The organism is Allokutzneria sp. NRRL B-24872 (genome assembly GCF_002155965.1).
GTDB lineage: Bacteria > Actinomycetota > Actinomycetes > Mycobacteriales > Pseudonocardiaceae > Allokutzneria.
In genome coordinates, this window is sequence record NZ_MUMH01000044.1 from 31937 (window position 1) to 57849 (window position 25913).

The following is a 25913-nucleotide window of genomic DNA, read 5'->3' on the forward strand; positions in this document are numbered from 1 at the left end:
GAAACAACGACTCGCCCTCACGGAGCGTCCCTTGTTCGACTTCGTCCTCTACCCGGTTTCCGCCGTGCTCTGGTTCTGGCACAAGGCCTTCGGCGCCGTGTTCAGCCCGGACAGCGGCATCGCCTGGGTGCTCGCCGTCGTCTTCCTCGTCTTCACCGTCCGCGCCCTGCTGATCAAGCCCGCGCTCAGCCAGCTCCGCTCGGCCCGGCGCAACCAGAAGCTCGCCCCGCAGATCAAGAAGATCCGCGAGCGCTACCGCGACGACCAGCAGCGCATGCTCCAGGAGGTCCAGAAGCTGCACGCTGCCGAGGGCACGAACGCCTTCGCCGGATGCCTTCCCGCGCTGTTGCAGATCCCCGTTTTCCTCAGCCTCTACTGGGTTCTGCGCGGGTTCACCCCCGGCGCGCAGTCCAACCACGCCTTCGACAGCGCGGGCGTGACCTCCTTCCTCAACGCCGACGTCTTCGGCGCCAAGCTCGGCAACTGGATCAGCCAGCCGCTGGCCGACCTTGCCGCCTTCGGCACCGACCGCGCGCACATGATCGCGGTGGGCGTGCCGCTGATGGTGCTCGCCGGACTCGCCACGTTCCTGACCATGCGGATGAGCATGCGCCGCCAGGACAACCCCAACCCGCAACTCGCCTCGATCACCAAGGCGATGACCTATCTGGCACCGGTGGGCATGCTCGCCTCCGGGCTGTTCTTCCCGGTGCCGATCGGGGTGCTGCTGTACTTCCTGGCCACCAACGCGTGGACCTTCGGCCAGCAGCAGGTGCTCACGTGGTTCGTCGACCGCGAGGAGGTCGCGGTCCAGGCGGCCAAGCCGAAGGCGCTCGGTCCCCGGCCGGGGCAGAAGCCGAAGCGCTGACGTTTCAGCCGGATTTCACCGCCCCTGGTTAGCGTCGGCGCCCCGGCAGTCGCTGACCAGGAGGAGAAAAGTGTTGTCCCAGCAGGATTCCCAGACCCCGATGAAGATGATGTTCACGGCCGGGTTCGTCGCCGCGCTGGTCGGGCTGGGCATCCTGCTCAGCAACGGCCCGTCCGTCGGCGCGGTGCTTGCGGTGCTGGCCGGCGCGGGGTTGGTGGCGGCCTCGATCCGGCTCCGCAACGCCGCGCTCGACCAGCAGCTCTACCGCGCGGTTCGCCCGGCTGACCCGGCCGCGGTCACCGCGCTGTGGGGCGGGCTGGTCGGCCTGCTCGGGCTCGGCGCGCTGTTCGGCTGGCTCTTCCAGACCCAGGGCGGAGTGCTCACCGTCGCGCTCTGGCCGCTCGTGGTGGCCTGGTACCGCAAGCGCCGCACGGCAGTGCAGGTCGACGCCACCGGCGTGAACGTCGGCGGAGTCCCCCTGCCGTGGAACGAGGTGGCCGAGCTGGTGGTGAGCGATCCCCGTACGGGGCAGGAGATCCAGGTCGGGGCGCGGCTGCACTCCCGCGCCCCGGTCCAGGTTCTCGCCCAGCACAGGGGTTTCGACGTCACGCGGCTCACCGCGATGGTCGCCAAGCACGGTCCGCAGGACGTGCGTGTCGTGGTGACCGGCGCGCGCTGAGCTCAGGAGTGCGACACGGAGAGCTTGTAGATCACGACCTGGCCGAAGTTGCTCGTGCTGCACGGAGATGAGTTCTCGCAGTGGGCCAGCGTGTACGCGCCCGCCTTGAAGTAGGCGGTCGTGGTCCGCTTCGCCACGGTGGCCTGCAGCACGTCGTTGTAGTACGCCTTGATCGTGCCGCCGCTGGCCACGAACTTGACCCGGAACCGTTGTCCCAGGCGGTAATCGCTCGTCACGAGCTTGTAGCGCGAGTCATCGGCGTAGTGCAGGTAGAGCTTGCCGCCGTCCAGCCGGAACATGATCAGGTGCGAGCTGGTGTTGTGCACCTGCCCGGCGATCACCTGCGGTTTCTCCCTGGGGACCGCGGTGATCGCCTGGTCGATGACCATCGTGTGCGTGCCCGAGGAGGTCGACCACGCGGCCTTCTCGGCGCCGTCCATCTCCCGCAGCTCGGAGCGCGGGTACTGCGAGCCGCCCGTCGACACCCCGGTGACCGCCGCCCGGAACTGGATGCCGTCGCAGCCCGAGTTGGTGCGGAACCACGGGTCCTCGGTGTGGCGGTCGAGCGCGGGCTGACTGACCTCCTTCGGCTTCTCGGGCTCACCGATCGGCAGCTGGAGCTTCCAGTTCTTCAGGTCGAGCACCTGCCCCGGCGAGCCGCACGCCTCCGCGTGACCAGCGGCGACGGCGGGCACGCTGCCTGCGGTCAGCACGAGCGACAGGGACAGCGCGGCGACACGCCTCATCGGCACTCCTGACGTAGTGCATCGATTTACCGTTCTCGGCGGGGAACGTACTCCCCGCCGAGAACGCGTGTCAACGCAAGGGTTCAGGACCTGCGGACGATGACGTCGCCGTAGTTGGTCTTCGCTTGCACCTCAACGGTTTCACTCGCTCCGCCCGGAGACGCGACCTCCGCGAGGGCGTTGCGCACGCGGCCGAACCCGGTGCTCACGTCCAGCAGCGCGGCGGTGCCCTCGCGGACCCCGATCTCCAGGTCCCCCGCGCCCGTCTTGATCACGACCACGCCGCGCACCACGTCGCCGACGCGGACGGAGCCGTTGGACGTGGCGGCCTCGATCCGGTCGCCGAGCGCGTGTTCGACGGCGATGTCGCCGTTGGCCGAGCGCACCCGCACCTCGCCGGTGACCGTGCCGATCTCGACGTGCCCGTTGGCGGTCTTCACCGTCCCGGTCCCGTCCAGCTCACCGATCTGGATCTTGCCGGTGCCGGTGGTGATCTCCGCGCGGCCCACGGCGCGCTCGACCGAGGCGTGCCCGGCCGAGGTCTCCAGGCGCAATGCACCGGTGCGGTCCAGCCGCACGTGCCCGGCGGCCGTCTTGACCTCGCAGGTGCCCAGCGCGCCCTGGGCGGTGATCTCGCCGAGCGCGACGTCGCCGTCCAGCCGCGAGCCGGTCGGCAGCTGGACCGTCACGTCGATGGAGCGGGTCTTCTTGGACAGGCCCAGCGTCACCGACTTCGGCCCGGTGATCACGAGATTGCCGTCGGCGTAGTCGACGCGCGTCTGCTCGGCCGCCTTCACGTCGGAGGCGTCGTCGGGGTTGGTGGGCACGACCTCCACGACCGTGTCCGTGCGCTCGCTCGCGACGATTCTGATGTCACCGACCGCGATCTTGACGGTGGCGGAAATGGCTTGGGGCGTCTCGAAAATGGGCATGGCGAATCCCCTCATCGTGCTGGGTGGGCATCCCCGCGGTCAGGGGGATGTGCGAGAAGAACGGGTGCGGCTAGCGGACCCAGCCGGTGTAGCGCTGGCCGCCTCGGCCGCCGCGCTGACCGGCGTGGTGCTCGCGGTCCGGCTGCCGCAGCGACGCGGAGGCGATCCGGACGAGCCACGCGTTGACCGAGCGGCCCTCTTTGGCGGCGGCTTCCTCGATCGCGGACTTGAGCTGTTCGGGCAGTCGGAAGTTGATCCGCGCCGTCGCCGCCTCATCGGCGCCCGGTACGGGCTCCTCGACCTCGGGTCCCGACGCGGGCGCCTCCTCCGACGGCGGCGGTGTGACCACGAAGTTCGGGTCGCGCCCCCGCATCCGCAGCTCGACCGAGCCGGGTGCGAGGTCGCGGGTGATCTCGTCCGCGGCCGCCGACAGCGCCTCCAGCAGCGTCAGCCGGATCGCCGACCGCAACGACACCGTCATGCGCTCGACCACCTCTTCGGCGTCACGCCCACTGCCCTCGACGAGCACCGCGAGCTCCCGCCCGAGGCCCTCCACATACGAGCTCAAGTCCATGGCACCACTATGACATGCCCAGCGGCGCCACTTCAAGCCATCATGGCGTCACTTTGGCGCCATATGGCGTTTCCGCTGCTCTAGACCCTCTCCGCTACCTGCCAGGTGACGCGCGTCGGACGGGAACCTGTCTTGGTGAACTCACGCACTGCTTCGCGCACGTCCGCGAGCGGGAGCGCTGCGTTGCGCCGGAAGCGGGCTCCGCTGGTGGGGTCGAACCACAGTTCGGGAGCGTCTGCGCTCGGATTGGGGTTGAGAGAGTCCCAGACGTCTTCGTCGCCGTAGTAGTTCAGAGCACCCCAGCCAGTTTCCGGGTTGGTGGAGACGCGGAGTTGGTGTTCGGGGAACTCTTCGTCGTCGATGCGGTGGTGGAGCATGCTGCGGCAGGGACGGTCCCAGAGGTAGAGCTGGCTGGTCCAGACAGGATGCGGCACGTCGATGACCGTGCGGATGACCTCGGCGATCTCGTGCTCGGTGCTGGCGTAGACGAAGCGGTTGTCGATGATGGCGGTGAGGATCAGGCCGGTGCCGCTGGTCATGGTTGTGCCCTTCCTTCGAGGACGAATGGTTCGTCGGCTTCCGGCTCCCACACCACGAGCGTGTAGCCCTTCGGGAGGATCGCTCGCACCGCGCGAGGGCAGCTGAGCGGGCCACCGCACACGGTGTTGTTGATGACTACTGCGGCGTAGGTGATGCCCAGGGTGCGCATACGGTATGCGATCTTCGTTTCGACGTGGTCGGCGGCGCCGATGGCGCCGTCCTGTCTGGTGCGCGGGAAGTGCGGCGAGTTGAGCAGGAACAGTTCCGCTTGGGTGGCGTCCTCATCGCGGCAGCTGGTGACCAGCGCGTGCGAACCGTCGCCCACGACGCAGACGCCTGTTGTGCGTTGTGAGGTGCGCTCGGGGAGCAGGGCAGCGATAGCGGCGGCCCATTCCCGGGTGAGCGCGAGGTCCAGGCTCTGCCCGGGGCCGTCAGGTGAGTAGCGGCGGGCCGGGTGCGGGACGCTGACGCTGCGCTCGGCCGGTTTCCAGTCCTCGGGAAAGGTGGGGATCGTCGGCGCGGCGAGTGCGGGGAAGACGTCTCCGATGTAGGTGTTGATCTTCTCGGTGACGTGGTCGAGTGCATCAGCGGCGTCCAAGAACTCCTGGGCGGCGGACTCCAATCCCTGCTGGGCGTCTTGGAGCGCGAAGTTCTCCCTGCCGACCGAGACCATGGCCAAGCTCGGTCGGTGTTCGTCGAGGATGCGCTGGGCGAGAGAGCGCAGCGCAGCAGCGGGACTGGCGTCGCGGGCCATGCAGAGCCGGTTGCAGACCTCGGCCAGATAGCCCACCGCTAGTACTCCGCCGCCGCGCCGCGCAGCAGCGATGAGCAGTGATGCAGACGATCAATGCCGCTGACGATCTTCTCGATAGCAGTGTGGGTGTGGGCGAGCGCCGTCGCGGCTTCATCGCGCAGGGACCCGGCCCAGGCGGAGCTGAGCTGTGCCTGCATCTGCTCGACGGCCTCGCGGTGGGCGCTGGCGGCTCCGATGTCGTGCTCGACCGCCCCGGCCAGGACGGTGAGGATCACGCGGATTTCGCCAGCGGACACGTTCTCGTCCCCCTCGTTGATCTGAGCTCAACCAGGCACTCGATGTCGATCGCCGGTCGGGTGGCTGTCCGGCCACGGGTCGACGGTGGCACGGACGTCATCGGGTTTCAGCAGTCTCGGGCGGGATTTCCTTTGGCAGAAGTGGGCTGCGAGCACGACGAGTTCGCGCGCATCCTCTCCGCTCAGTGCTCAGTCACGCATGACGGCATCGACAACGTGTTCTACCTACTCGCCAACCCACCAACCCACGACGACACCACGGCCGCAGTCCGCGCCGCGTGCTCGGTCACCACCGTGAAGTGATTCCCGGGCACACCAACAGGCTCGACCCCAGGCCACTCCGCCCGCCACGCGACGTCCTCAGACACCTCAGGCATGCACTCCGTCGCCTGGATGAACAGTGTCGGTGTCGCCAGCATCTCCGGTCGCCAGCTGCGGAAGATACGCATGTACCCACCCATCGCGGTGAGCTGCGGGCCGTCCACCGCCATCGCGTCGAAGCCGCTGATCTGCTTGCCGTACATGGCTTTCCGGAAGTCGCGGTCAAGCTCCTGGTCGGGCGCGAAGCTGTCGATGAGCACGAGACCGGCGGCGGGACGGCCCACGTTCGCGAGGTGCGCGGCGACGGCGTGCGCGGTCCAGCCACCGGAGGAGTGCGCGAGCAGCACGATCGGCGCGGAACCGAACTGCCGAGCAAGCGCCTCGGCGTGGTGTGCGGCGAGCGCGGAAACACTCGCGGGCAAGGGTTCTCCGGCGCGGTATCCGGGTGAGTGCAGCGCCCACATCTCGTGGCTGCCGCGGAAGGCCGAAGCGAAGCCAGCGAACTGTTGCGTCCCAACGGGGGGAACGAGGGACGGCACGCACACGAGCTTCACGGGGCCGGGGCCCGCCGCCAGCCGGACCGGCGCCTCACCGAGGAAGCGGGTGAAGCTGGGGGCGAACTGGGACATGCCTTCCAGCAGCTCGACGTACTCGTCGACGCGGCCGAGCTCGTGGGAGTGGCGGTACTGCGTGCGAATGGGGTCGTCCTCGGGCGCGGGGGCCGTGGCGCGCTCGATGTGCTCGGCGAGCGCCGAGGGGGTGGGGTGGTCGAACACCATGGTGGCGGGCAGTTTCAGCCCGGTGGCCCGGCTGAGCCGGTTGCGCAGCTCCACGCCGGTCAGCGAGTCGAAGCCGAGTTCGGCCAGCGCCGCCGAGGGATCGACGGGGCCGCGGTAGCCGAGCACGTCGGCGATGTGCTTCTGCACCAACTCCAGGATGTCCGCGGGTTCGTCGCTCAGCACGGGCGCCTCGACGACGAGCTTCACCGGGATGGAGACCGGGCGCGTGCTGGCGCATCCGGCGTCGAACAGCTCCAGAGCCTCCACAGTGGACAGACCGAGGACGCCGTGGCGCGCGATCCGTGACCGCTCGGCCGCACCGAGGCCGTCCGTGATGCCGCCGTCGCCGTCCCACATCCCCCACGCGAGCGAGGTCGCGGCGAGCCCCGCGGCGTGCCGGTGCTGGGCGAGTGCGTCGAGGTAGGTGTTGGCGGCGGCGTAGGCGGCCTGGCCCGCGCTGCCGACGATTCCGGCGAAGGACGAGAACAGCACGAACGCCGACAGGTCGCGCTCCGCGGTCAGCTCGTGCAGGTTCCGCGCGCCGTCGACCTTCGGCGCGAGCACGGCAGCCAACCTCGACGGCGTGAGGGACTCCGAGGCGCCGTCGTCCAGCACTGCGGCGGCGTGGATCACCCCGCGAAGGTCCGGGATCGCCCGCAGAACCGCGCGCAGGGCTTCACGATCGGCAACGTCACAGGCCACAGTGGACACTCGGGTGTCGCCGAGGTCCAACGCCTCAGGCTCAGACCGCCCGAGCAGCACCACGTGCCGCACACCGTGGTCCTCGGCGAGGTGCCGAGCCACCACGCGTCCGAGCTTCCCACCGCCGCCAGTGATCAGCACGGAGCCTTCGCTGTCCCACTTCGCCTCGCCGTCAGTGGCCACCCGAACCAGGCGCGGCGCGAGCAAACGCCCGTCCCGCAGCGCGAGTTCCGGCTCAGCGGAGGTCAGCGCGTGCGCTGGCACCTCGTGCGGCTCACAATCGATGTCCAGCAAGGAGAACTCGCCGGGCCGCTCAGCGATGGCCGAGCGCACCAATCCCCACACCGGAGCCGCGTCCAGGTTCGGCGAGTCCGTGTGAACGGCGCCCCGGGTCAGCACGACCGACCGAGCAGCGGACGATGAGCGAACCACCTCCAGCGCCTCATAGGCGTCTTGGACGAAGCGCACCGAGGGCAGCACTCCGCCGCGCCCACCGGGCACCTCCACCCACTCCTGCGCGTACATCGCATCGGAGCGCGAAGGCCGGAACGGTCGCAGCACCAATCCATCCACAGTGGACACAACACGGTCGGAGACATCAGCGATCAGCAGAGAAACCGAATCCTCCACAAAGGACAATCGAACGCGCGCCGACGAGACGCCGGCCGCGTACAGCGACACCCCGCGCCACACGAACGGAAGCCCGGCCACGTCGGAAGTGCTCGAAGCGAGGCTCATCGCGTGCAGGGCCGAATCCGCGAGCGCGGGGTGCAACTGGTGCCCAGTCCCCGCAACGGAAACCTCAGCGAAGATCTCCTCACCGCGCCGCCACGCCGCGTGAAGTCCGCGGAACGTCGGCCCGTAGTGGAATCCCGCAGCGGAGAGCCGGTCGTAGAAGCCCTCCAGCGACAGCGGCGAAGATCCCTCCGGCGGCCAGGTCGTCCACTCCACGGGCGGCGGCGGCACTGCGGGCTCCAGCGCGGCGGTCGCGTGCCGGACCCACCCCTGCTCGCCGCGCGCCTCGATGACGAGCGAGTGCTCGGAGTCCTCGACACGCAGCTCCACCTCGCCGTTCTCCGGCAGCACGAGCGGCGTCTCCAACGTCAGCTCCGCGATGCGCGCGCCGTTGCTGACCTGGAAAGCCAGATCGAGGAAGCCGGTGGCGGGGAACAACATGCGGTCGCCGACGCGGTGCTCCGCCAGCCACGGGTCGCGCTCCGGCGACAACATCACCGACAGCGACGACCCCGGCCAGAACCGCTCGTGCTCGAACGGATAGGTCGGCAGTGGCGCCCGCCGAGCGCCGGAGAACATCGCGGCCAGTGAAACCGGGACACCGTGCACGAAAAGCGCTCCGACGGCCTCCGCGAAGGCCGCGTCCTCGGGCTGGTCCTTGCGCAACGCGGGAATGAGCACGCCGTCCGCGCCCAGCGAGCAGAGCGTGTTGTCCGGCCCGAGCTCCAAGAAGACCGACGACGCGAGCTGAGTCATGCCGTCGTGGAACCGCACGGTCTCGCGGACGTGCCGGACCCAGTACTCCGGGGTGTCCACAGCACCGGCAGTCACGATCGGAATCGTCGGCGCGTTGAAGGTCAGGCGGGACACCACGGCCGCGAAGTCGTCGAGCATGGGGTCCATCAGCGGGGAATGGAAGGCGTGGCTCACCGCGAGCCGCTTCGTCCTTCGCCCGCGCTCGCGCCACAACCGCTCCTGCGCGGCGATCTCCTCCGTGCTGCCGGACAGCACGACCGCCTGCGGGCCGTTGACCGCCGCGACCGCGATGCCCGACACCTCGGACTCAGCGGCCTGCACGGCGAGCATGGCTCCACCAGCCGGGAGCGCCTGCATCAGCCTGCCGCGCGCGGTGATCAGCTCGCACGCGTCGGCCAGCGAGAGCACCCCGCTCACGTGGGCCGCCGCGAGCTCGCCGACGGAGTGCCCGATGAGGTGGCTCGGCCGCACGCCAAGGCTCTCGACCAGCCGGAACAACGCGACCTCCACCGCGAAGATCGCGGGCTGCGCGTAGCCGGTCTCGTTGAGCGCTTCGGAATGCAGGACGTCGCGGAGCGGCTGGTCCAGGTGCTGATCGAGGTGCGCCGACACCGCATCGAACGCCTCCGCGAACACCGGATACGCCTCGTACAGCCCCTGGCCCATGCCGAGGCGCTGGCTGCCCTGCCCGGTGAACATGATCGCGAGAGACGGTTCCTCGCGGACCTCACCCGCCATAACGGTGCGACCGACGATCGCGGCGCGGTGCCTCATCGCCGCCCGCGTGCTCAAGGTCAACCCGACGTCGGCCGGGTCAAGCTCGTCCACAGCCGCCGAGACCCGCGAGATCTGGCGCTGGAGCCCGGCTTCAGTGCGCGCTGAGATCACCCACGGCACAGCCCGCGAAGCGCCAACAGCACGCGGTGCGGCGGGGGCGGGCTCGATGATCACGTGCGCGTTCGTCCCGCTCACACCGAACGAGGACACGCCGGCGCGGCCGGACCACGGCGTGGACTCGGTCACCAACCGCACGTCCCCGGTCGACCAGTCCACAGTGGACGTCGGCGTGCTCACGTGCAGGGTCGCGGGCAGCGTGCCGTTGCGCATCGCCAGCACGGTCTTGATCACGCCTGCCAAGCCGGAGGCGGCCTGGGTGTGGCCGATCGTCGACTTCACCGAGCCGAGCCACAACGGCTCGGGCCGATCTTGGCCGTACGAAGCCAAGATCGCCTGCGCCTCGATCGGATCGCCCAGCCGCGTGCCGGTCCCGTGTGCCTCCACGTATGAGATGTCGGACGGTCGCAGGTCCGCGTCGGCGAGCGCCGCGGCGATCACGCGCTGCTGCGAGGGGCCGTTCGGCGCGCTCAGCCCGTTGGACGCGCCATCGGAGTTCACCGCCGAGCCCCTGATCACGGCCAGGACCTCGTGCGCGTTGCGGCGTGCGTCGGAGAGCCGTTCGACCATGACCGCGGTGACGCCCTCGGCGAAGTTCGTCCCGTCCGCGGCGTCGGAGAAGGACTTGCACCGACCGTCAGCGGCGAGGCCGCCCTGCTTGCTGAACTCGCTGAACACCGTAGGCGTCAGCAGCAGGGCCACTCCGGCGGCGATCGCGAGCGAGCACTCTCCGTTGCGCAGAGCCTTGATCGCGAGGTGCAGCGCCACCAGCGACGACGAGCACGCCGTGTCGACGGTGAGCGCGGGGCCTTCCAAACCGAACTGGTAGGCGATGCGGCCCGACATGACGCTGCCCGCGTCGGCGGTGGTGAGGTACCCCTCGGCGGCCTCGGCCATCAGGCCCGCGTAGCCCTGGGAAGAGCCGCCGACGAACACGCCGGTCCGGCTGCCCTTCAACGAGTTCGGGTCGATGCCAGCGCGCTCGACGACCTCCCACGCGGTCTCCAGCAGCAGGCGTTGCTGCGGGTCCATCGCGAGCGCTTCGCGCGGGGAGATCCCGAAGAACGCCGCGTCGAAGCCCGCGATGTCGTCCAGGAAACCGCCGACGCGGGGCGTGCTCGTCGAGCCGAGGTCCCAGCCACGGTCAGCCGGGAAGCTGGTCATCGCGTCGGTTTCCTGGCGCAGCAGCTCCCACAGGTCCTCCGGCCCGCGCACGCCGCCGGGCAGGCGGCAGCTCATCGCCACGATCGCGATCGGCTCGGTGGTCGCGGAGGGCGCGGGTTCGGTGACGCTCACCGCGCCGAGCAGGTGATCGACGAGCGCCGCCGGGGTCGGGTGGTCGAACACCACCGTGGCGGGCAGGCGCGTGCCGAGCGCGGTGCTCAGTCGATCACGCAGGTCAACGGCGGTGACGGAGTCGAATCCGGCTTCGCGGAAGGCTCTGCCGGGCTGAACGTCATCACTGGACGCGAGCCCGAGCACCTTGGCCGCGTGCGTGCGCACCAGGTCCACCAGCTCGCGGCGCGAACGACCGACAGGTGAAGCGACCGGCTCTGCTTCGGCGAACTCCTCGAAGAACGGCCGGTGGCGACTGGCCGAATAGCCTGGCACGAAACGCTTCCAGTCCATATCGGCTACGGAGACCGTGACGTCGTCGTGCTCAACGGCCTGCCGCAGCGCCGTGAGCGCCAGGTTGGCGGGCATCGGGCGCATGCCGACGCGGTCCAGGAAGCGCTTCGCAGCCTCACCCGCCGCCATGCCTCCGCCCGCCCACGCGCCCCAAGCAACCGAGGTCGCGGGAAGGCCACGAGCACGCCGGTTCTCCGCCAATGCGTCCAGATGCGCGTTCGCCGCCGCGTAGATCGCCTGGCCCGCGCCGCCCCACACACCCGCGTTGGAGGAGAACAGCACGAACGCGTCCACGTCGCTGACCAGCGAGTCCAAGTGCTGGGCACCCAGAACCTTGGCCGCCAGCTCCCTTTCCAGAGCCGCGGAGTCCACTTCGGACAGAAGTGTCGGCTGAGTCGCCCCAGCAGCGTGGATCACCGTGGTCAGGTCGGGGATCTCCGCCAGCACCGCCGCGAGCGCGTCCCGATCCGTGACGTCGCACTGCACCACTGTGACGCGGTCATCAGGCGAGGGCCCGCCGGTGCGGCTGAGCGCGACGACCCGCGATGCGCCCTCGTGCAACGCCCACTCGGTGATCATCTGCCCGAGCGCGCCGGTGCCGCCCGTGATCAGCGTCGGTCCCCGCAGGTCCCAGGAGCGCGACGGCTTGGCGTCGCCGAGCGGAGCGCGGACGAGCCGCCGAGCGAAGGTCGCCGTGGACCGCACAGCCACCTGATCCTCAGTACCTCCGAGGACCGCGTGGAGCCGGGCAAGGGCTCGCTCCCCCACGTCCGCGGGCAGGTCGACCAGGCCGCCGTACACCTCGGCGCGCTCAAGGCCGAACACCCGCCCCAAGCCCCAGAACTGCGCCTGCGTCGGACGAACGACCTGGTCAGAGCGCCCCACCGAGACTCCGCCGGAGGTGGCGATCCACAGCGGCACGGTGACCTTGGAGATCAGCTCGATCGTGGAGTCCAGCCCGTCGTCGGCCAGCGCCAGCAAGGACAGCACGCCGTCGTAGCCGCTCGTCTCGCCCACCTCGGCGAGCGACACCACGTCCCCGAGCGCGTCGATCCACGGATGCTCGATGTCCGGAGCGACCACGAGCCAGCGCCCCTGAGACGAGTCAACGCCGTCAAGGGGCTTCCACCGCACGCGATAACGCCACGAGTCCACAATGGACCGCTCCTGGCGGGCTCGACGCCAGGAGCGCAGAGCGGGCAGGACGGCCTCGATCGCGGACTCATCAGCGGACAGCAGCTCGGCGACCGCGCTCGGCTCGCTGCTCTCCACAGCGTCCCAGAAGCCCGACTCCTCCACCTCGCGGACCGCGCCCGTGGGGCGGTAGCGCACGTGCTCGAACGGATAGGTCGGCAGCTCGACGACGCGCGCCCCGGTGAACTCCGCCGACCAATCGACGGCGATCCCCCGGACGAAGGCCTCCGCGAGCGCCTTCGGGAACCGCGCACCGTCTTCGCGGCGCAGCGTGCTCAACGTGACCGCGTCCGGCACAACCGCCTGCACAGAGGCCGACAGCATCGGATGCGGCGAGGACTCCAGGAACACGTCGTGGCCGTCACGCGCCAGCGAAGCCACCGCGTCGGCGAACAGCACGGTCTGCCGCAGGTTCTGGTACCAGTACGACGCGTCCAAGTGCGCGCCGTCGAGCACATCGCCCGTCACGGTCGAGTAGAACGGAAGATCACCCGACGACGGTCGCAGATCCGCAAGCGCGGCAAGGAGTTCCGCACGGACCCGCTCGGTCTGCCGTGAATGACCGGCCACCTGCACGCCAGGAATCCGCTTCGCCCGGACGCCTTCGGCCGAGTACTCCGCGACCAATTCGTCGACCGCGCCAGGCTCACCGGAGACGGTGACCGAGGCAGGATCGTTGACCGCCGCGAGATCGAGTCGGCCGCCCCATCGTTCGATCCGAGTCTCGACCTCCGCACGAGGCAAGGTGATCGCTGCCATCGCACCGCCGCCGTTGAGCGACTGGTAGACCCGCGAGCGCAGCGCGACAAGACGTGCCGCTTCCGGAAGCGACAGCACCCCGGCCACGCACGCCGCCGCGATCTCGCCCTGGCTGTGCCCCACGACGGCATCCGGCCGGACCCCGTGGTCGCGCCACAACTCCGCCAGGCTGACCATGATCGAGAACAGCACCGGCTGGACGACGTCGACCCGGTCGAGATCGGTTCCGGAGCGCAGCACCTCAAGCAGCGACCAGTCCACGTGCGGCCGCAACGCCGTATCGCACTCCGCAAGCAACGCCGCGAAGCGCGGCGACCGCTCCAGCAGATCCTTGGCCATGTCCGGGAACTGGCTGCCCTGGCCGGGGAAGACGAAGGTGATCTTGCCGGTCGGCGCGGCGATCCCCCGCACCAGGGCGGGATGTTCACCGTCAGCGGCGAGCGCGTGAAGAGCAGCGGGGTCGAGCACCACCGCCCGGTGTTCGAAGGCCGAACGGCGAGTCAGGGTCAGCCCGACATCAGCAGCAGGAAGAGCGTCCACAGTGGACAGGCGGCGAGCCAGGGCCAGCAGAGCGGTCGGCGTGCGTGCGCTCAGCGGCCACGGCACGGTCTCCGCGGCGGCGACCGGCGCCGGATCGAAAGGCGGCTCCTCGATGATCACGTGCGCATTGGTCCCGCTGACGCCGAACGAGGACACACCCGCGCGCCGAGTCCCGGACGGCCACGAGCGGTTCTCCGTGAGCAGTGCGACGGACCCGGCCGCCCAGTCCACATGGGACGAAGGCGACGCGACGTGGAGCGTGCGCGGCAGCTCGCCGTGCCGCAGCGCGAGCACCGCCTTGATCACCCCGGCGACCCCGGCGGCGGCCTGGGTGTGCCCGATGTTCGACTTCACCGAGCCGAGCAGCACCGGTGACGCGCGATCTTGGCCGTACGTGGCCAAGATCGCCTGCGCTTCGATCGGATCGCCCAGCGCGGTGCCGGTGCCGTGCGCCTCCACAACGGCCACATCGGACGGAGTCAGCCCAGCCGACGCCAGCGCCGCACGGATGACCCGTTGCTGAGAAGGCCCGTTCGGCGCGGTCAAGCCGTTCGAAGCACCGTCGGAGTTCATCGCCGAGCCGCGCACGACCGCCAGGACGGAGTGTCCGAGCCGCCGCGCGTCGGACAGCCGCTCGATGATCACCACGCCCGCGCCCTCGGCGAAGCCGGTCCCGTCCGCCTCGGTCGAGAACGCCTTGCACCGACCGTCCGGCGAGATCCCGCCCTGACGGCCGAACTCCGTGAACACCGCCGGGTCCGACATGATCGTCACGCCGCCGACGAGCGCCATCGTGCACTCGCCGTCGCGCAGCGAGCGGGCCGCCAAGTGCAGTGCCACCAGCGAGGACGAGCACGCCGTGTCGAGCGTGACCGCCGGTCCTTCCAGGCCCATCGCGTACGCGACCCGGCCGGACACCACGCTGACCGTGCTGCCTGTGGCGATGAGCCCTTCAAGCTCCTCGCGCGCCGAACTCGACATCAGCAGCCGTGTGTAGTCCTGGCCGCTCGTGCCGACGAACACGCCGGTCCGCGAACCGCGCAGCGAAGCAACGTCGACACCAGCGCGCTCGACCGCTTCCCAGCACAGCTCAAGGAAAACGCGTTGCTGCGGGTCCATCGCCAGCGCTTCACGGGGGGAGATCCCGAAGAACGCGGCGTCGAAGTCGTAGGCGCCGTCCAGGAACCCGCCCGCCGCCGACACCGACCAACCGCGGTCGACCGGGGGCTCGGAGATGCCGTCGCCGCCGGAGCGCAGCAGCTCCCAGAACTCCTCCGGTGACCGCACGGAGCCGGGGAACCGGCAGCTCATGCCGACGATCACGATCGGATCGTCCTCAGTGGACCGAACGGTGACAGCCTCCGGCGGGGCCGTCTCCTGCGCTAGGTGCGCAGCCAGCGCCGCAGGTGTCGGGTAGTCGAACACCAGCGTCGCGGGTAGCCGAACCCCGGTCGCCGCGGTGAGCCGGTTGCGCAGTTCCACGGCGGTCAGCGAGTCGAACCCGGCGTCGCTGAACGCCTGATCAGGGCCGATCGCCGAGGGTGAGGCGTGCCCGAGCACGGCGGCGGCGTGTGCCCGCACGAGGCTCAGCGGATCGCCGACCGGCTTGCTCGTGGCCGCACGACGAGCGCGACGACGAAGCCCCCCGGCGTTGAGCCGCAGCGGAACGAGCACCGCGGCGTCGGTCGTCAGGGCCGCGTCGAACAGCTCAAGACCCTGCTTCGCGCTCAACGGCAGGACGTCCGAGCCGGTAACACCGCTGCCCATGCCGCTGTCCCACAGCCCCCAGGCCAGCGAGATCGCGGGCAGCCCGAGCGCGTGCCGGTGGCGGGCGAGCGCGTCCAGCGAGGCGTTCGCGGCGGCGTAGTTGGCCTGCCCCGGCCCACCGAGCACTCCGGCGGCGGAGGAGAACAGGACGAACTCCGCCAGCCCGGAGGTCAGCTCGTGCAGGTGCCACGCGGCGTCGACCTTGGCCCGCAGCACGTGCGCGAGCCGCGACGGCGTCAGCGACGTGATCACGCCATCGTCGAGCACTCCGGCCGCGTGGATCACCGTTGTCAGATCAGGAATCTCGGCCAGGACCGCCGCGAGGGCTTCCCGATCACCGGCGTCACAGGCCACCACGCGCACCGACGCGCCGTCCAGCTCCGGGGCGGGACCTCCGCTCCGGCTGAGCAGAACGAGCTTGCGCCTACCGTGATGCTCCACGAGATGCCTGGCGACGAGCGTCCCGAGCGCACCCGTGCCCCCGGTGATCAGCACCGTTCCCTCAGAGGGCGCGGGCAGGGTGAGGACGATCTTGCCGGTGTGCTTGGCGTCGCGCATGAAACGCAGCGCTTCGGGCGCGCGCCGCATGTCCCACGTCGTGATCGGCGGCAGCGTCAAGGCTCCGCGCTCGAACAGGTCGACGAGCGTGCGCAGCATGTCGCCGATGCGCGCGGGGCCCGCCGCCTCGAACAGGTCGAACGGGAAGTAGTTCGCCGACGGGGCGCGGAGGTCGGTCTTGCCCATCTCGACGAACCGGCCGCCTGGGCGCAGCAGCCCGAACGAGGCGTCGACGAACTCCCCCGCCAAAGCGTTGAGCACCACGTCGACCTGCGGAAACCGCTCCGCGAAGCCAAGATCTCGGGACGAGGCGAGCCGCTCGGCGGGCAGGTCCACCGCCGACCACTTCGCCGGGCTCGCGGTGCCGTAGACCGTGCAGCCGAGGTGGCGGGCGAGCTGGACCGCCGCCATCCCCACCCCGCCGGCGGCCGAGTGCACCAGCACCGACTCGCCGGGCTGGGCACCGCCGAGGTCGACGACCCCGTAGTAAGCGGTGAGGAACGCCAACGGCATCGAAGCCGCCTGCGTGAAGTCCCATCCCTGTGGCACCTTCACCAGCATGCGGTGGTCGGTCACGGCGCTCGGCCCGAACGACGCGGGCACGATGCCCAGCACCCGGTCCCCCACGGCGAAGCCGCTCACCCCGGGACCGAGTTCCACAACGGACCCCGCCGCCTCGCTGCCGAGGACCGACTCCCCGGGGTAGGCGCCCAACGCGGTGAGCACGTCACGGAAGTTCAGCCCGGCTGCCCGGACTTCGATCCGAACTTCACCTTCAGCCAGCGGCTTGGACGGAGAGTCCACAAAGGACAGATTGTCCAACGTGCCACGCGTGGTGACGTCGAGCCGCCACGAAGACCCGACCGGCCCGGCGTACGGCGCGAGCTTCGGGCGAAACGCCAGGTCCTCGCGGACGGCGATCTCGTCCTCACCGAGCGCGGCAGCGCGAAGGACCACGTCGTCCGGCGCATCCGCGTCCACCAGGAGGAATCGGCCGGGGTGCTCGGACTGCGCGGACCGCACGAGCCCCCACACCGCCGCCCGCGCCACATCGGAGCCGGTCCCGCCCGGCGCGACGACCACGGTCAGCGGACGATCTTCAGACAGCGCGGATTGGACCGCTACCAACGCTTCCTGAACGTCAACCGGGCGCACGACCGGCGCGTCGATCCCTGCGGACGGTAGCTCGACGTGCTCCCACTGGACCTCCAGCAGGCTCCCGACCGGAGTGGTGCGCGCACGAAAGGTCAGCTCCCCCACGGTGATCACCGGCTGACCAGCGAAGTCCGTCGCGGCGAGCGAAACCCCGGACGCCGTCGGCGTGATCCGCACACGCAGCGCCGTCGCGCCGTTGGCGTGCACGGTGACATCCCGCCACGAGAACGGCAACTGAGCCGTCCCGCCCGCGTCGAGTCCGGCGAGCGTCACCAAACCCTTGGCGTGCAACGCGCCGTCGAGCAGCGCGGGGTGGACGTGGTAGCCCCGAACGTCGGCGGCCTCGGGCAGCTCGACCTCGGCGAAGATCTCCTCGCCGCGCACCCACACCCGGCGCAGCCCTCGGAAGAGCGGGCCGTAGTCGAACCCGTGCGACGCGAAGTGCTCGTACACCTCCTCCGCCGCAACGCTTCTCGCGCCCGTCGGCGGCCACTGCACGGCCTGTTCAGGTGCGACGGCGGCGGCACCGAGGACCCCGCTCGCGTAGTCGCCGATCGTGAACGCGCCTGCGCCGTCCACGGTGAGCTGAATCCGAACCGATCCAGACTCCGGCAGCACCAAGGGCTTCTGGAGGGTCAGCTCGGAGACCCGGTCGCACCCGACGTGGCGACCCGCCTCCAGAGCCAACTCCAGAAACGCCGTCCCTGGCAGGATGGTCGTTCCGCCCACGGAATGCTGCCCGAGCCACGCGTGCGCGCTGACCGACAGGCTGCCCGTGAGCACCACCCCGGCGTCGTTGGCCAACGCGGCGCCGAGCAGCGGGTGATCCACCGGATCGAGCCCGAGCGCCGTCGCGTCCGAGGCGTCGCGGCCGGGGTCCAGCCAGAACCGGCTCCGTTGGAACGGATACGTCGACAGGTCGACGAGCCGCGCTCCGCTGCCCTCGTAGAACGCCGTCCAGTCCACAGTGGACCCGTGCGCGTGCAGGTTCCCCAGCATGCGCGCGAACGCCAGCTCCTCCTCGCGTCCCATCGCCGGAAACCCGTCGACCAGCGCGCTCAGGCCGCCCGGCCCCAGCTCGATGAGCGCCGTCGCCCCGAGTTCACGCAGCGTGGAGACGCCATCGGCGAACCGGACGCACGACCGCGCGTGCCGAACCCAGTACTCCGGCGAGGCAACCCCGGAGAGCACCTCACCATCCACATTGGACACGACGGGAATGCGCGGCACGGAGAACTTCAGTCCCGCGACCACCTCACGCAACGAATCGAGCATCGGCTCCATCAGCGCCGAGTGGAACGCATGGCTCACGCGGAGCAGCTTCGCCCCGGGCCACCGCGCGCTGACGGCCTCAACCTCTTCAAGCGAGCCGGAGATCACCACCGAGCGCGGTCCGTTGACCGCCGCGACGCTCGCCCCTGCGGCCAGGACCTCGTCTTCCGAAGCGGGAATCGAGGCCATCGCCCCACCCGTGGGCAGGCTCTGCATCAGCCGACCGCGCGCGGCGACGAACGTGCACGCGTCGGCAAGCGAGAGCACACCGGACACGTGCGCTGCCGTCAGCTCGCCGACCGAGTGCCCGATGAGCAATTCTGGCTTCACACCAAGTGATTCGACGAGCCGGAACAACGCGACGCCGACCGCGAACAGGGCGGGCTGCGCGTACTCCGTGCGGTCCAACGCCGCCGCGTCGCCCCACATCACGTCCATCAGCGGCCGGTCGAGATGCGGGTCCACCGAAGCGCACACCTCGGCAAGCGCCTCCGAGAACACCGGGTAGCGCTCCGCCAGCGCACGCCCCATGCCGACGCGCTGCGCTCCCTGCCCGGGAAACACCACCGCGATCTTGGGCGAGCGCACGGCCTCAACGATCTCCACCGGAGCGTCGCCCAGAACGACCGCCCGGTGCGCGAACGACGACCGCGCTGTGGCGAGCGTGTATCCGACGTCGACCGGGTGCATGAAAACGTTTGCCAAGCGCGAAACCTGCTCGGTGACCGCCTCCGGTGTCATGCCGGAGACGATCCACGGCACCACACGGGACGAGGGCGAGCGCTCCTCGACGGCCGCGGATGCCTCTTCGAGGATCACGTGCGCGTTGGTCCCGCTGAACCCGAACGCCGACACCGCCGCCCGGCGCGGACGCTCCCCGGCCGGCCACGGTCGAGCTTCGGTCAGCAGCGACACGGACCCGGCCGTCCAGTCCACAAAGGACGAAGGCGCGTCCGCGTGCAGGGTCTTCGGCATGACCCCGTTGCGCAGAGCCATGATCGCCTTGATGACGCCGCCGACGCCCGCCGCGCCCTGGGTGTGGCCGATGTTCGACTTCAGCGAGCCCAGCCACACCGGCTCGGCGCGGTCCTGGCCGTAGGTCGCCAGCAGCGCCTGGGCCTCGATCGGATCGCCCAGCGCCGTCCCGGTCCCGTGCCCCTCCACCATGTCCACATCGGATGGTTGAAGCGCGGCGTCCTCAAGCGCGTCGGTGATCACGCGCTGCTGGGCGGGACCGTTGGGCGCGGTGAGCCCGCTGCTGGCCCCGTCGGAGTTCACCGCGGAGCCGCGCAGCACCGCGAGCACCGGGTGGCCCAGGCGCTCCGCGTCGGACAACCGCTCCACGAGCAGCATCCCGACGCCCTCACCCCACGCGGTCCCGTCGGCCGCATCGGAGAACGCCTTGCAGCGCCCGTCCGGCGCGAGCCCACGCTGCCGCGCGAAGTCCACGAACGCCACCGGCGAAGACATGATCATCGCCCCGCCGACCAGCGCCATCGCGCACTCGTCGCGCCGCAGCGCCTGCGCCGCGAGGTGCAGCGCCACCAACGAGGACGAGCACGCGGTGTCCACGGTGATCGCGGGTCCCTGCAAGCCCAGGGCGTAGGCGATGCGGCCAGACGCGATGCTGCCGGAGCTGCCCGCGCCGAGGTAGCCCTGGACGTCCTCGGGCTCGTGCCGCAGCCGCGAGCGGTAGTCCTGGTACATCACGCCCGCGAACACCCCGGTGCGGGAACCACGCAAAGTGCTCGGGTCGATACCGGCGCGTTCGACCGCTTCCCACGCCGTCTCCAGCAGCAAGCGCTGCTGCGGGTCCATGCCGAGGGCTTCGCGCGGGGAGATCCCGAAGAACGCCGGGTCGAAGTCGGCGACGCCGTCGACGAAACCGCCTTCGGCGACGTAGGTCGTGCCGGGCGCGTCCGGGTCGGAGTCGATCAGTCGAGCGAGGTCCCAGCCGCGGTCGGCCGGGAAGCCGGAGATCGCGTCCCGGCCCTCGGCGACCAGCTGCCACAGCTGCTCGGGTGTGCCGACCCCGCCGGGATAGCGGCAGCTCATCGCCACCACGGCGATCGGCTCGCGGGTTCGCCGCAGCTCCTGGCGGGTGCGGTGCAGGTCGACCGTCACGCGCCGGAGGTAGTCCCGCAGCTTGTCCTCACTCATCGAGCACGCCTCCCAGGGACGTGGTCGAGCAGCCAGCCGTGCACGGCCCCGGCGGTGGCGTCGGCATACCGCTCCATCATCGAGAAGTGATCGCCCGGCACGTCGACGGTGGTGTGCGCGTTGTCCCAGCTGGGGTTCCAGCTCCCGCGCAGCGCCTCGTCCGGCGGCTCGCTGGCCCGGACGAACAGCATAGGCGCGGTGAACCCGCCGGAGGTAGCACTCGCCCAGTCCAGCGTCGCGTAGTGGCCGAACGCGGTGATCCACGCGTCACCCCAGGCATCGCCCGGCCCGCTCACCTCGTCCTGCTTGGTGCTCACCCGCCGGGCGATCGCGGCGAAGATGTCGTTGACCAGCCCCTCGTCCTTGGGCGCGAAGCAGTCGATGTTCACCACCGCCTCCGGCCGCCGCCCGCGCGCTTCCAGCCGCGAGGTCAGCGCGAGCGCGGGCATGACGCCGGTGGAGTAGCCGACCACCACGAAGGGCTCGTCGCCGACCTGTTCCTCGACGAGGTCGACGTGCAGGCGCACCAAGGCTTCCGCGTCCGCGGGCAAACGCTCTCCTTTGAGGAAACCGGGATTGGGCAGCACGATCATGTCCCGCACCCCGCGCAGCGACTTCGCGAAGCGCGCGTACTGGTAGGCACCGGGCTTGCCGACGAAGTGCGGCACCAGGACCAGGCGCGGGCCGGTGACGCCCTCGGTGAGCCGGGTGATCGGCGGCTCGACGGTGAAGTCCGCGCGCGTGGTGAACTTCGGCCGGTAGCGGGCCGCGGCGACGGCGATGCCGACGAACTCCTTGAACTCGCCCATCTCGCACGCGTGGCGCAGCAGGGAGGTCAGTGATCCGTTGATCTCTGTATCGCTCGCTTCGCTGATCTCCTGGCCAGCTCCGAGCGCATCGCGGAGGTGTTCGGCCAGCGCGGCGGGCGTCCCACGCTCGAAGACCACCGTGGTCCACAGCTCCAGCCCGGTCGCGGAGTTCAGCCGTCCGCGCAGGTCAGCGGCGGTGAGCGAATCGAAGCCCAGCTCCAGGAAGGGCCGGTCGGGGGTGATCTCGGCGGTCGTCGCGTGGTGCAGCGCCTTCGCCGCCTCCCAACGCACCAGCTCCAGCAGCAGCTCGCCGCGCTCGTCCGGGCTCAGCTCGGCCAGCTGGTCGCGCACGGTGCCGGGTGTGTCCGGCTCGCGAGCTTCGGGGATCTCCGAGATCTCCGAGATCAGCGGGCTCGGCCTGGCGGAGGTGAAGACCGGGAGAAAGCGCTCCCAGTCCACGTCGGCGAGCACGGGCACCGTCTCGGCGCCGCTCAGCAGGCCGTGGAAGGCCCGCACAGCGGAATCGGGGTCCATGAAGGGAATGCCGCGACGGCGCAGCTGGTCCTCGGCGAGGTTCGCCGCCATGCCACCGTCCTCCTCGGGCCGCCAGATGCCCCACACCACCGACAGCGCCCGGAGACCGCGCGCCTTTCGATTATGCGCCAACGCATCCAGATAAGCATTGGCCGCCGCGTAGGCACCGTGGTCCCGGCTGCCCCAGGTCGCCGACACGGACGAGAACAGCACGAACGCGTCGAGGTCACCGGGGAACAGCGCGTCAAGGTTGGCCGCACCAGCCAGCTTCGCCCTAGTGGTTTCCGCGAATGTGACCAGATCGGTGTCCTCGAGTGACACCAGCTCGCCCGCGCCCGCGAGGTGCAGCACCGCGCGCACCGGGCGTCCCTCGGCGGCGAGCCCGCTGACCAGCGCTTCCAGCTGCTCACGGTCAGCCACGTCGCATGCGGCGAGCGTGATGTTTGCGGACTCAAGCTCTTTCGCCCGCACCGCACCACGACTGGCCAGCACGACGTCCTCCGCGCCGATCTCGGTCAGCCAGCGCGCGATGCGCCTGCCGACCCCACCGGTTCCTCCGGTGACCAGGACCGTGCCCTTCGGAGTCCACTGTGGAGCGTCCGTTGTGGATGGCTCCGTCCGCACCATCCGCCTCGCTCGCACCCCGTCCGCGCGGACCGCGAGCTGGTCCTCGTCCCCGGCTCCGGTCAACGCGCGCACGAGCAGGTCGGCGTCCAGCACTTCAGGAACATCGATCAGGCCGCCCCACCGCTCCGGATGTTCAAGCGCGGCAACCCTTCCCAGTCCCCACACCGCCGCCTGCACCGGTCGTTCGAGTGCGCCGACCTCCACCGCGTTGCGCGTGAGCAGCCACAACGGCGCGCCGATCTTCGCATCGCCGAGCGCTTGGATAAGGGTCAGCGTCGCCGCGAGGCCGAGCGGAAGGCCGTCGCGCACGGTCTCCTCCGACGCCAGCAGCGACAGCACGCCGTCCGGGCGCATCCCCTTCAGCTTCTCCGCCATCTCTTCCCGCGTCGCTTCGGCATCGACCTGCACGGTCACGGCGTTCAGCGCGCGCACGACGTCTTCGCCGCCGCCAGTGGTGATCACCAGCCAGGTGCCCGTGTTCCTCGCTTCGGCCGGGGTGATCGGGCGCCACTCAATGCGGTAGTGCTGGTCGGATCGGCTCTTGCGCCACCATGACGGCCCCGCCGCGCCTTCAGGTGCTTCCACCCAGAAGCGTTCGCGTTGGAATGCGTAGGTCGGTAGATCGACTCGCTGCACTCCGGTTCCGTAGGCGCTCGTCCAGTCCACCTTGCCGCCTTTGACGTGGAGTTCGCCCAGCGACAGCGCCATTCTCCGCAGGTCGCCCTCGCTTCGCCGCAGCGACCCGACAACCACGCCCGCCGCTCCCAGAGTCTCGCGCACGGCGCCGGTGAGGACGGGATGTGGGCTGACCTCCACCACGACGTCGTAGCCCTCATCGGCCAAGCGTCGGACCGCCGCGTCGAGCTGAACGGTCTCGCGCAGGTTCCGATACCAGTAGTCGCTGGTCAGCGCCGTGCCGTCCACCCATGCACCCTCCACAGTGGACATGAAGCGCACTTCTCCGGCTGTCGGCTCGACCCCCAGTTCGAGTTGAACGGTTTCAACCTGCGCCGAGTGCGAGGCGTAGTCCACGTCGATCCGGCGCGCGTAGACGTTGTCTGTTTCGCACGTCGCCAGCAGCTCGTCCAGCCCCTCCGGCGTCCCGGAGATCACCACCGAGGCTGGCCCGTTGACCGCCGCGATCCCAATACCGGGCTTCAGGTACCGCTCCGCTTTCTCACGCGGCAGCGCCACCGACACCATCCCGCCCTTGCCCGCCAACGCGACGAGTGCTTTGGAGCGCAAGGAAACGATCTTCGCGGCGTCCGCCAAGGACAGGGCTCCGGCGACGCACGCGGCGGCGATCTCGCCCTGGCTGTGCCCCACGACCGCGTCGGGCCGGACACCGAAGTCCTTCCACACCTCGGCCAACGACACCATCACCGCGAACAGCGCGGGCTGCACGACATCGACTCGGTCCAGGTTCCCGCGCAGCTCGGCGAAGAGGTCCCAGTCGACATACGGCTTGAAAGCTCGTGCGCACTCCCGCATCCGCGCGGCGAACACCGGCGAGGTCTCCAGCAGCTCGATGGCCATGCCGCTCCACTGCGAGCCCTGACCAGGGAACAGGAACGCCACCCTCGCGGCCGACTTGGCCTCGCTCCGCACGAGCATCGGCGACTCTTTCCCGTTCGCCAACGCTTTGAGCGCTTCCCGATCGTGAACAGCGGCCCGGTGGGTCAGCGCGGCGCGCCCGGTCGCGAGCGAGAAACCGATGTCGTCGTCACGGAGTTCCGGGTACCGCTCGATGTGCTCGACCAAGCGCGCGGCCTGCTCGCGCAACGCCTTCTCCGAGCGAGCGGACAGCACCCACGGCAGCGCGGCCCGCGAACATCGCTGCACGCTCGGACACTCGGGCGCCTGCTCCAAGATCACATGAGCGTTGGTACCGCTCGCCCCGAAGGCCGAGACGCCGATCCGGCGCGGCGCACCGGTTTCCGGCCAGGGCTGCTCCTCCGTCAGCAGCTCAACGGCTCCGGCCGACCAGTCGACCTTCGGCGTGGGCGCGTCGACGTGCAGCGTCTTGGGGAGCACGCCGTTTCGCAGCGCCAACACGGACTTCACCACGGAAGCCAGCCCCGCCGCCGCGGCCGCGTGCCCCATGTTGGACTTCAGCGAGCCGACCAGCAGCGGCCGTTTCCGCGCTCCGCCGTAGCTCGCGATCAGCGCGTTCGCCTCGATCGGGTCGCCGAGCACCGTTCCAGTCCCGTGCGCTTCGACAGCGTCCACATCGGACGGTTCGAGCCCGGCGTCACCGAGCGCGGCCCGGATGACGCGTCGCTGGGCGGCTCCGTTCGGCGCGGTCAAGCCGTTGCTCGCGCCGTCCTGGTTGATCGCCGAGCCCCGCACGACCGCGAGCACCGGGTGCCCGAGCCGCTGCGCGTCGACCAGTTTCTCCACCGCGACAACGACGATCCCCTCCGCCCAGGCAGTGCCGTCGGCCGCCTCGGCGAAGGACTTGGCGCGGCCGTCCGGGGAGATCGCGCGCTGCCTGCTGAACTCGATGAAGCCCTCGGGCGTCGACATCACCGTCGTGCCGCCGACGAGTGCGAGCGTGCACTCCCCCGTCCGCAGCGCCCGGCACGCGACGTGCAGCGCGACCAGGGACGACGAGCACATGGTGTCGACGGTGACGGCGGGGCCTTCGAGGCCGAGCGTGTAGGCGACGCGGCCGGAGGAGATCGCCCCGGAGCGCCCGATCGCGATGTTGCCCTCCATGCCCTCCGGCCAGGCCGGGATACCACGTCCGTAGTCATGATCGGTCGCTCCGAGGTACACCCCGGTCTTGCTGCCGCGCAGGGACTCCGGGTCGATCCCGGCTCGCTCCAGCGCTTCCCACGAGGTCTCCAGCAGCAGTCGTTGCTGCGGGTCCATCGCGAGGGCTTCGCGCGGGGAGATGCCGAAGAACGCCGCGTCGAACTCGGCGACCCCGCGCAGGAAACCGCCGTGCCGCACGTAGGTCTTGCCGGGCGCGTCCGGGTCGGGGTCGTAGAGGCCGGCGACGTCCCAGCCGCGATCCGCGGGGAACTCCGAGATCGCGTCACCGCCCTCGGCGAGCAGGTTCCACAGCCGTTCAGGGGTGTCGACGCCGCCGGGCAGGCGCAGCGCGGTGGCCACGATCGCGAGGGGTTCGCTGCGTTCGCGCTCGACCTCGCGGAGCCTGCGCCGCACCGCGACCAGGTCCGTCGTGGCCCGCTTGAGGTATTCCCTCAGCTTTTCTGCGCTTTCCACAAGGCACCCACTCCGCAATAATGTGTAGCACTCCCGTTCACGCCCGAGTTCGCAGTAAAGAAGCGACTCCAATGACGGTCAAGCCCCTAGGAGAGGATGTCC

9 protein-coding genes and 1 pseudogene are annotated in these 25913 nt (G+C 70.2%); 2 read left to right on the plus strand and 8 right to left on the minus strand.

What is annotated here, in order from left to right:
* Positions 1 to 31: 31 nt before the first annotated feature.
* Positions 32 to 868 (plus strand): membrane protein insertase YidC, encoded by an 837-nt coding sequence (gene yidC / locus CCN37_RS13100; protein ID WP_086821027.1) that lies wholly within the window; start codon positions 32 to 34, stop codon positions 866 to 868.
* A gap of 73 nt (positions 869 to 941) precedes the next feature.
* Entirely contained in the window at positions 942 to 1547 is a 606-nt protein-coding gene (locus tag CCN37_RS13105) for a hypothetical protein (RefSeq protein ID WP_143261588.1), read from the plus strand.
* A 2-nt stretch (positions 1548 to 1549) separates the two neighbouring features.
* On the opposite strand, the gene CCN37_RS13110 is transcribed toward CCN37_RS13105, so the two are convergent.
* The 8 genes and pseudogenes from CCN37_RS13110 to CCN37_RS42160 all read right to left on the minus strand — a co-directional run bounded on the left by CCN37_RS13110 (position 1550) and on the right by CCN37_RS42160 (position 25811).
* Positions 1550 to 2293, minus strand: a complete 744-nt coding sequence (locus CCN37_RS13110) for a polysaccharide lyase family 7 protein (RefSeq protein ID WP_086821029.1) — start codon at positions 2291 to 2293, stop codon at positions 1550 to 1552.
* 83 nt (positions 2294 to 2376) lie between these two features.
* A complete protein-coding gene (locus CCN37_RS13115; RefSeq protein ID WP_086821030.1) occupies positions 2377 to 3225 on the minus strand; it encodes a DUF4097 family beta strand repeat-containing protein in 849 nt (282 codons plus the stop codon).
* Positions 3226 to 3295: 70 nt separating this feature from the next.
* Positions 3296 to 3799, minus strand: a complete 504-nt coding sequence (locus tag CCN37_RS13120) for an Arc family DNA-binding protein (RefSeq protein WP_086821031.1) — start codon at positions 3797 to 3799, stop codon at positions 3296 to 3298.
* Positions 3800 to 3879: 80 nt separating this feature from the next.
* Complete coding sequence (locus CCN37_RS13125) at positions 3880 to 4338, minus strand: Imm1 family immunity protein (protein ID WP_086821032.1); 459 nt, start codon at positions 4336 to 4338, stop codon at positions 3880 to 3882.
* Positions 4335 to 5129 carry a DddA-like double-stranded DNA deaminase toxin gene (locus CCN37_RS13130; protein ID WP_210407995.1) on the minus strand — a complete coding sequence of 265 codons (795 nt, stop codon included), beginning with the start codon at positions 5127 to 5129 and terminating at the stop codon, positions 4335 to 4337. Before CCN37_RS13130 ends, CCN37_RS13125 begins: the two co-directional genes overlap by 4 nt.
* Before the next feature lie 2 nt (positions 5130 to 5131).
* A complete protein-coding gene (locus CCN37_RS13135; RefSeq protein ID WP_086821033.1) occupies positions 5132 to 5389 on the minus strand; it encodes a hypothetical protein in 258 nt (85 codons plus the stop codon).
* Positions 5390 to 5610: 221 nt separating this feature from the next.
* Positions 5611 to 20610, minus strand: a pseudogene (locus CCN37_RS41470) (type I polyketide synthase); the annotation flags it as partial.
* On the minus strand, positions 20607 to 25811 hold the full coding sequence (locus CCN37_RS42160) for a type I polyketide synthase (RefSeq protein WP_305764710.1): 5205 nt from the start codon (positions 25809 to 25811) through the stop codon (positions 20607 to 20609). The gene CCN37_RS42160 and the pseudogene CCN37_RS41470, both read right to left, overlap by 4 nt.
* Positions 25812 to 25913 lie beyond the last annotated feature (102 nt).

Excerpts from the sequence above, each read along its gene's own strand:
- CCN37_RS13110 (WP_086821029.1), bottom strand. The coding sequence starts at position 2,293 with ATGAGGCGTGTCGCCGCGCTGTCCCTGTCGCTCGTGCTGACCGCAGGC.
- CCN37_RS13115 (WP_086821030.1), bottom strand. The coding sequence starts at position 3,225 with ATGCCCATTTTCGAGACGCCCCAAGCCATTTCCGCCACCGTCAAGATC.
- CCN37_RS13120 (WP_086821031.1), bottom strand. The coding sequence starts at position 3,799 with ATGGACTTGAGCTCGTATGTGGAGGGCCTCGGGCGGGAGCTCGCGGTG.
- CCN37_RS13125 (WP_086821032.1), bottom strand. The coding sequence starts at position 4,338 with ATGACCAGCGGCACCGGCCTGATCCTCACCGCCATCATCGACAACCGC.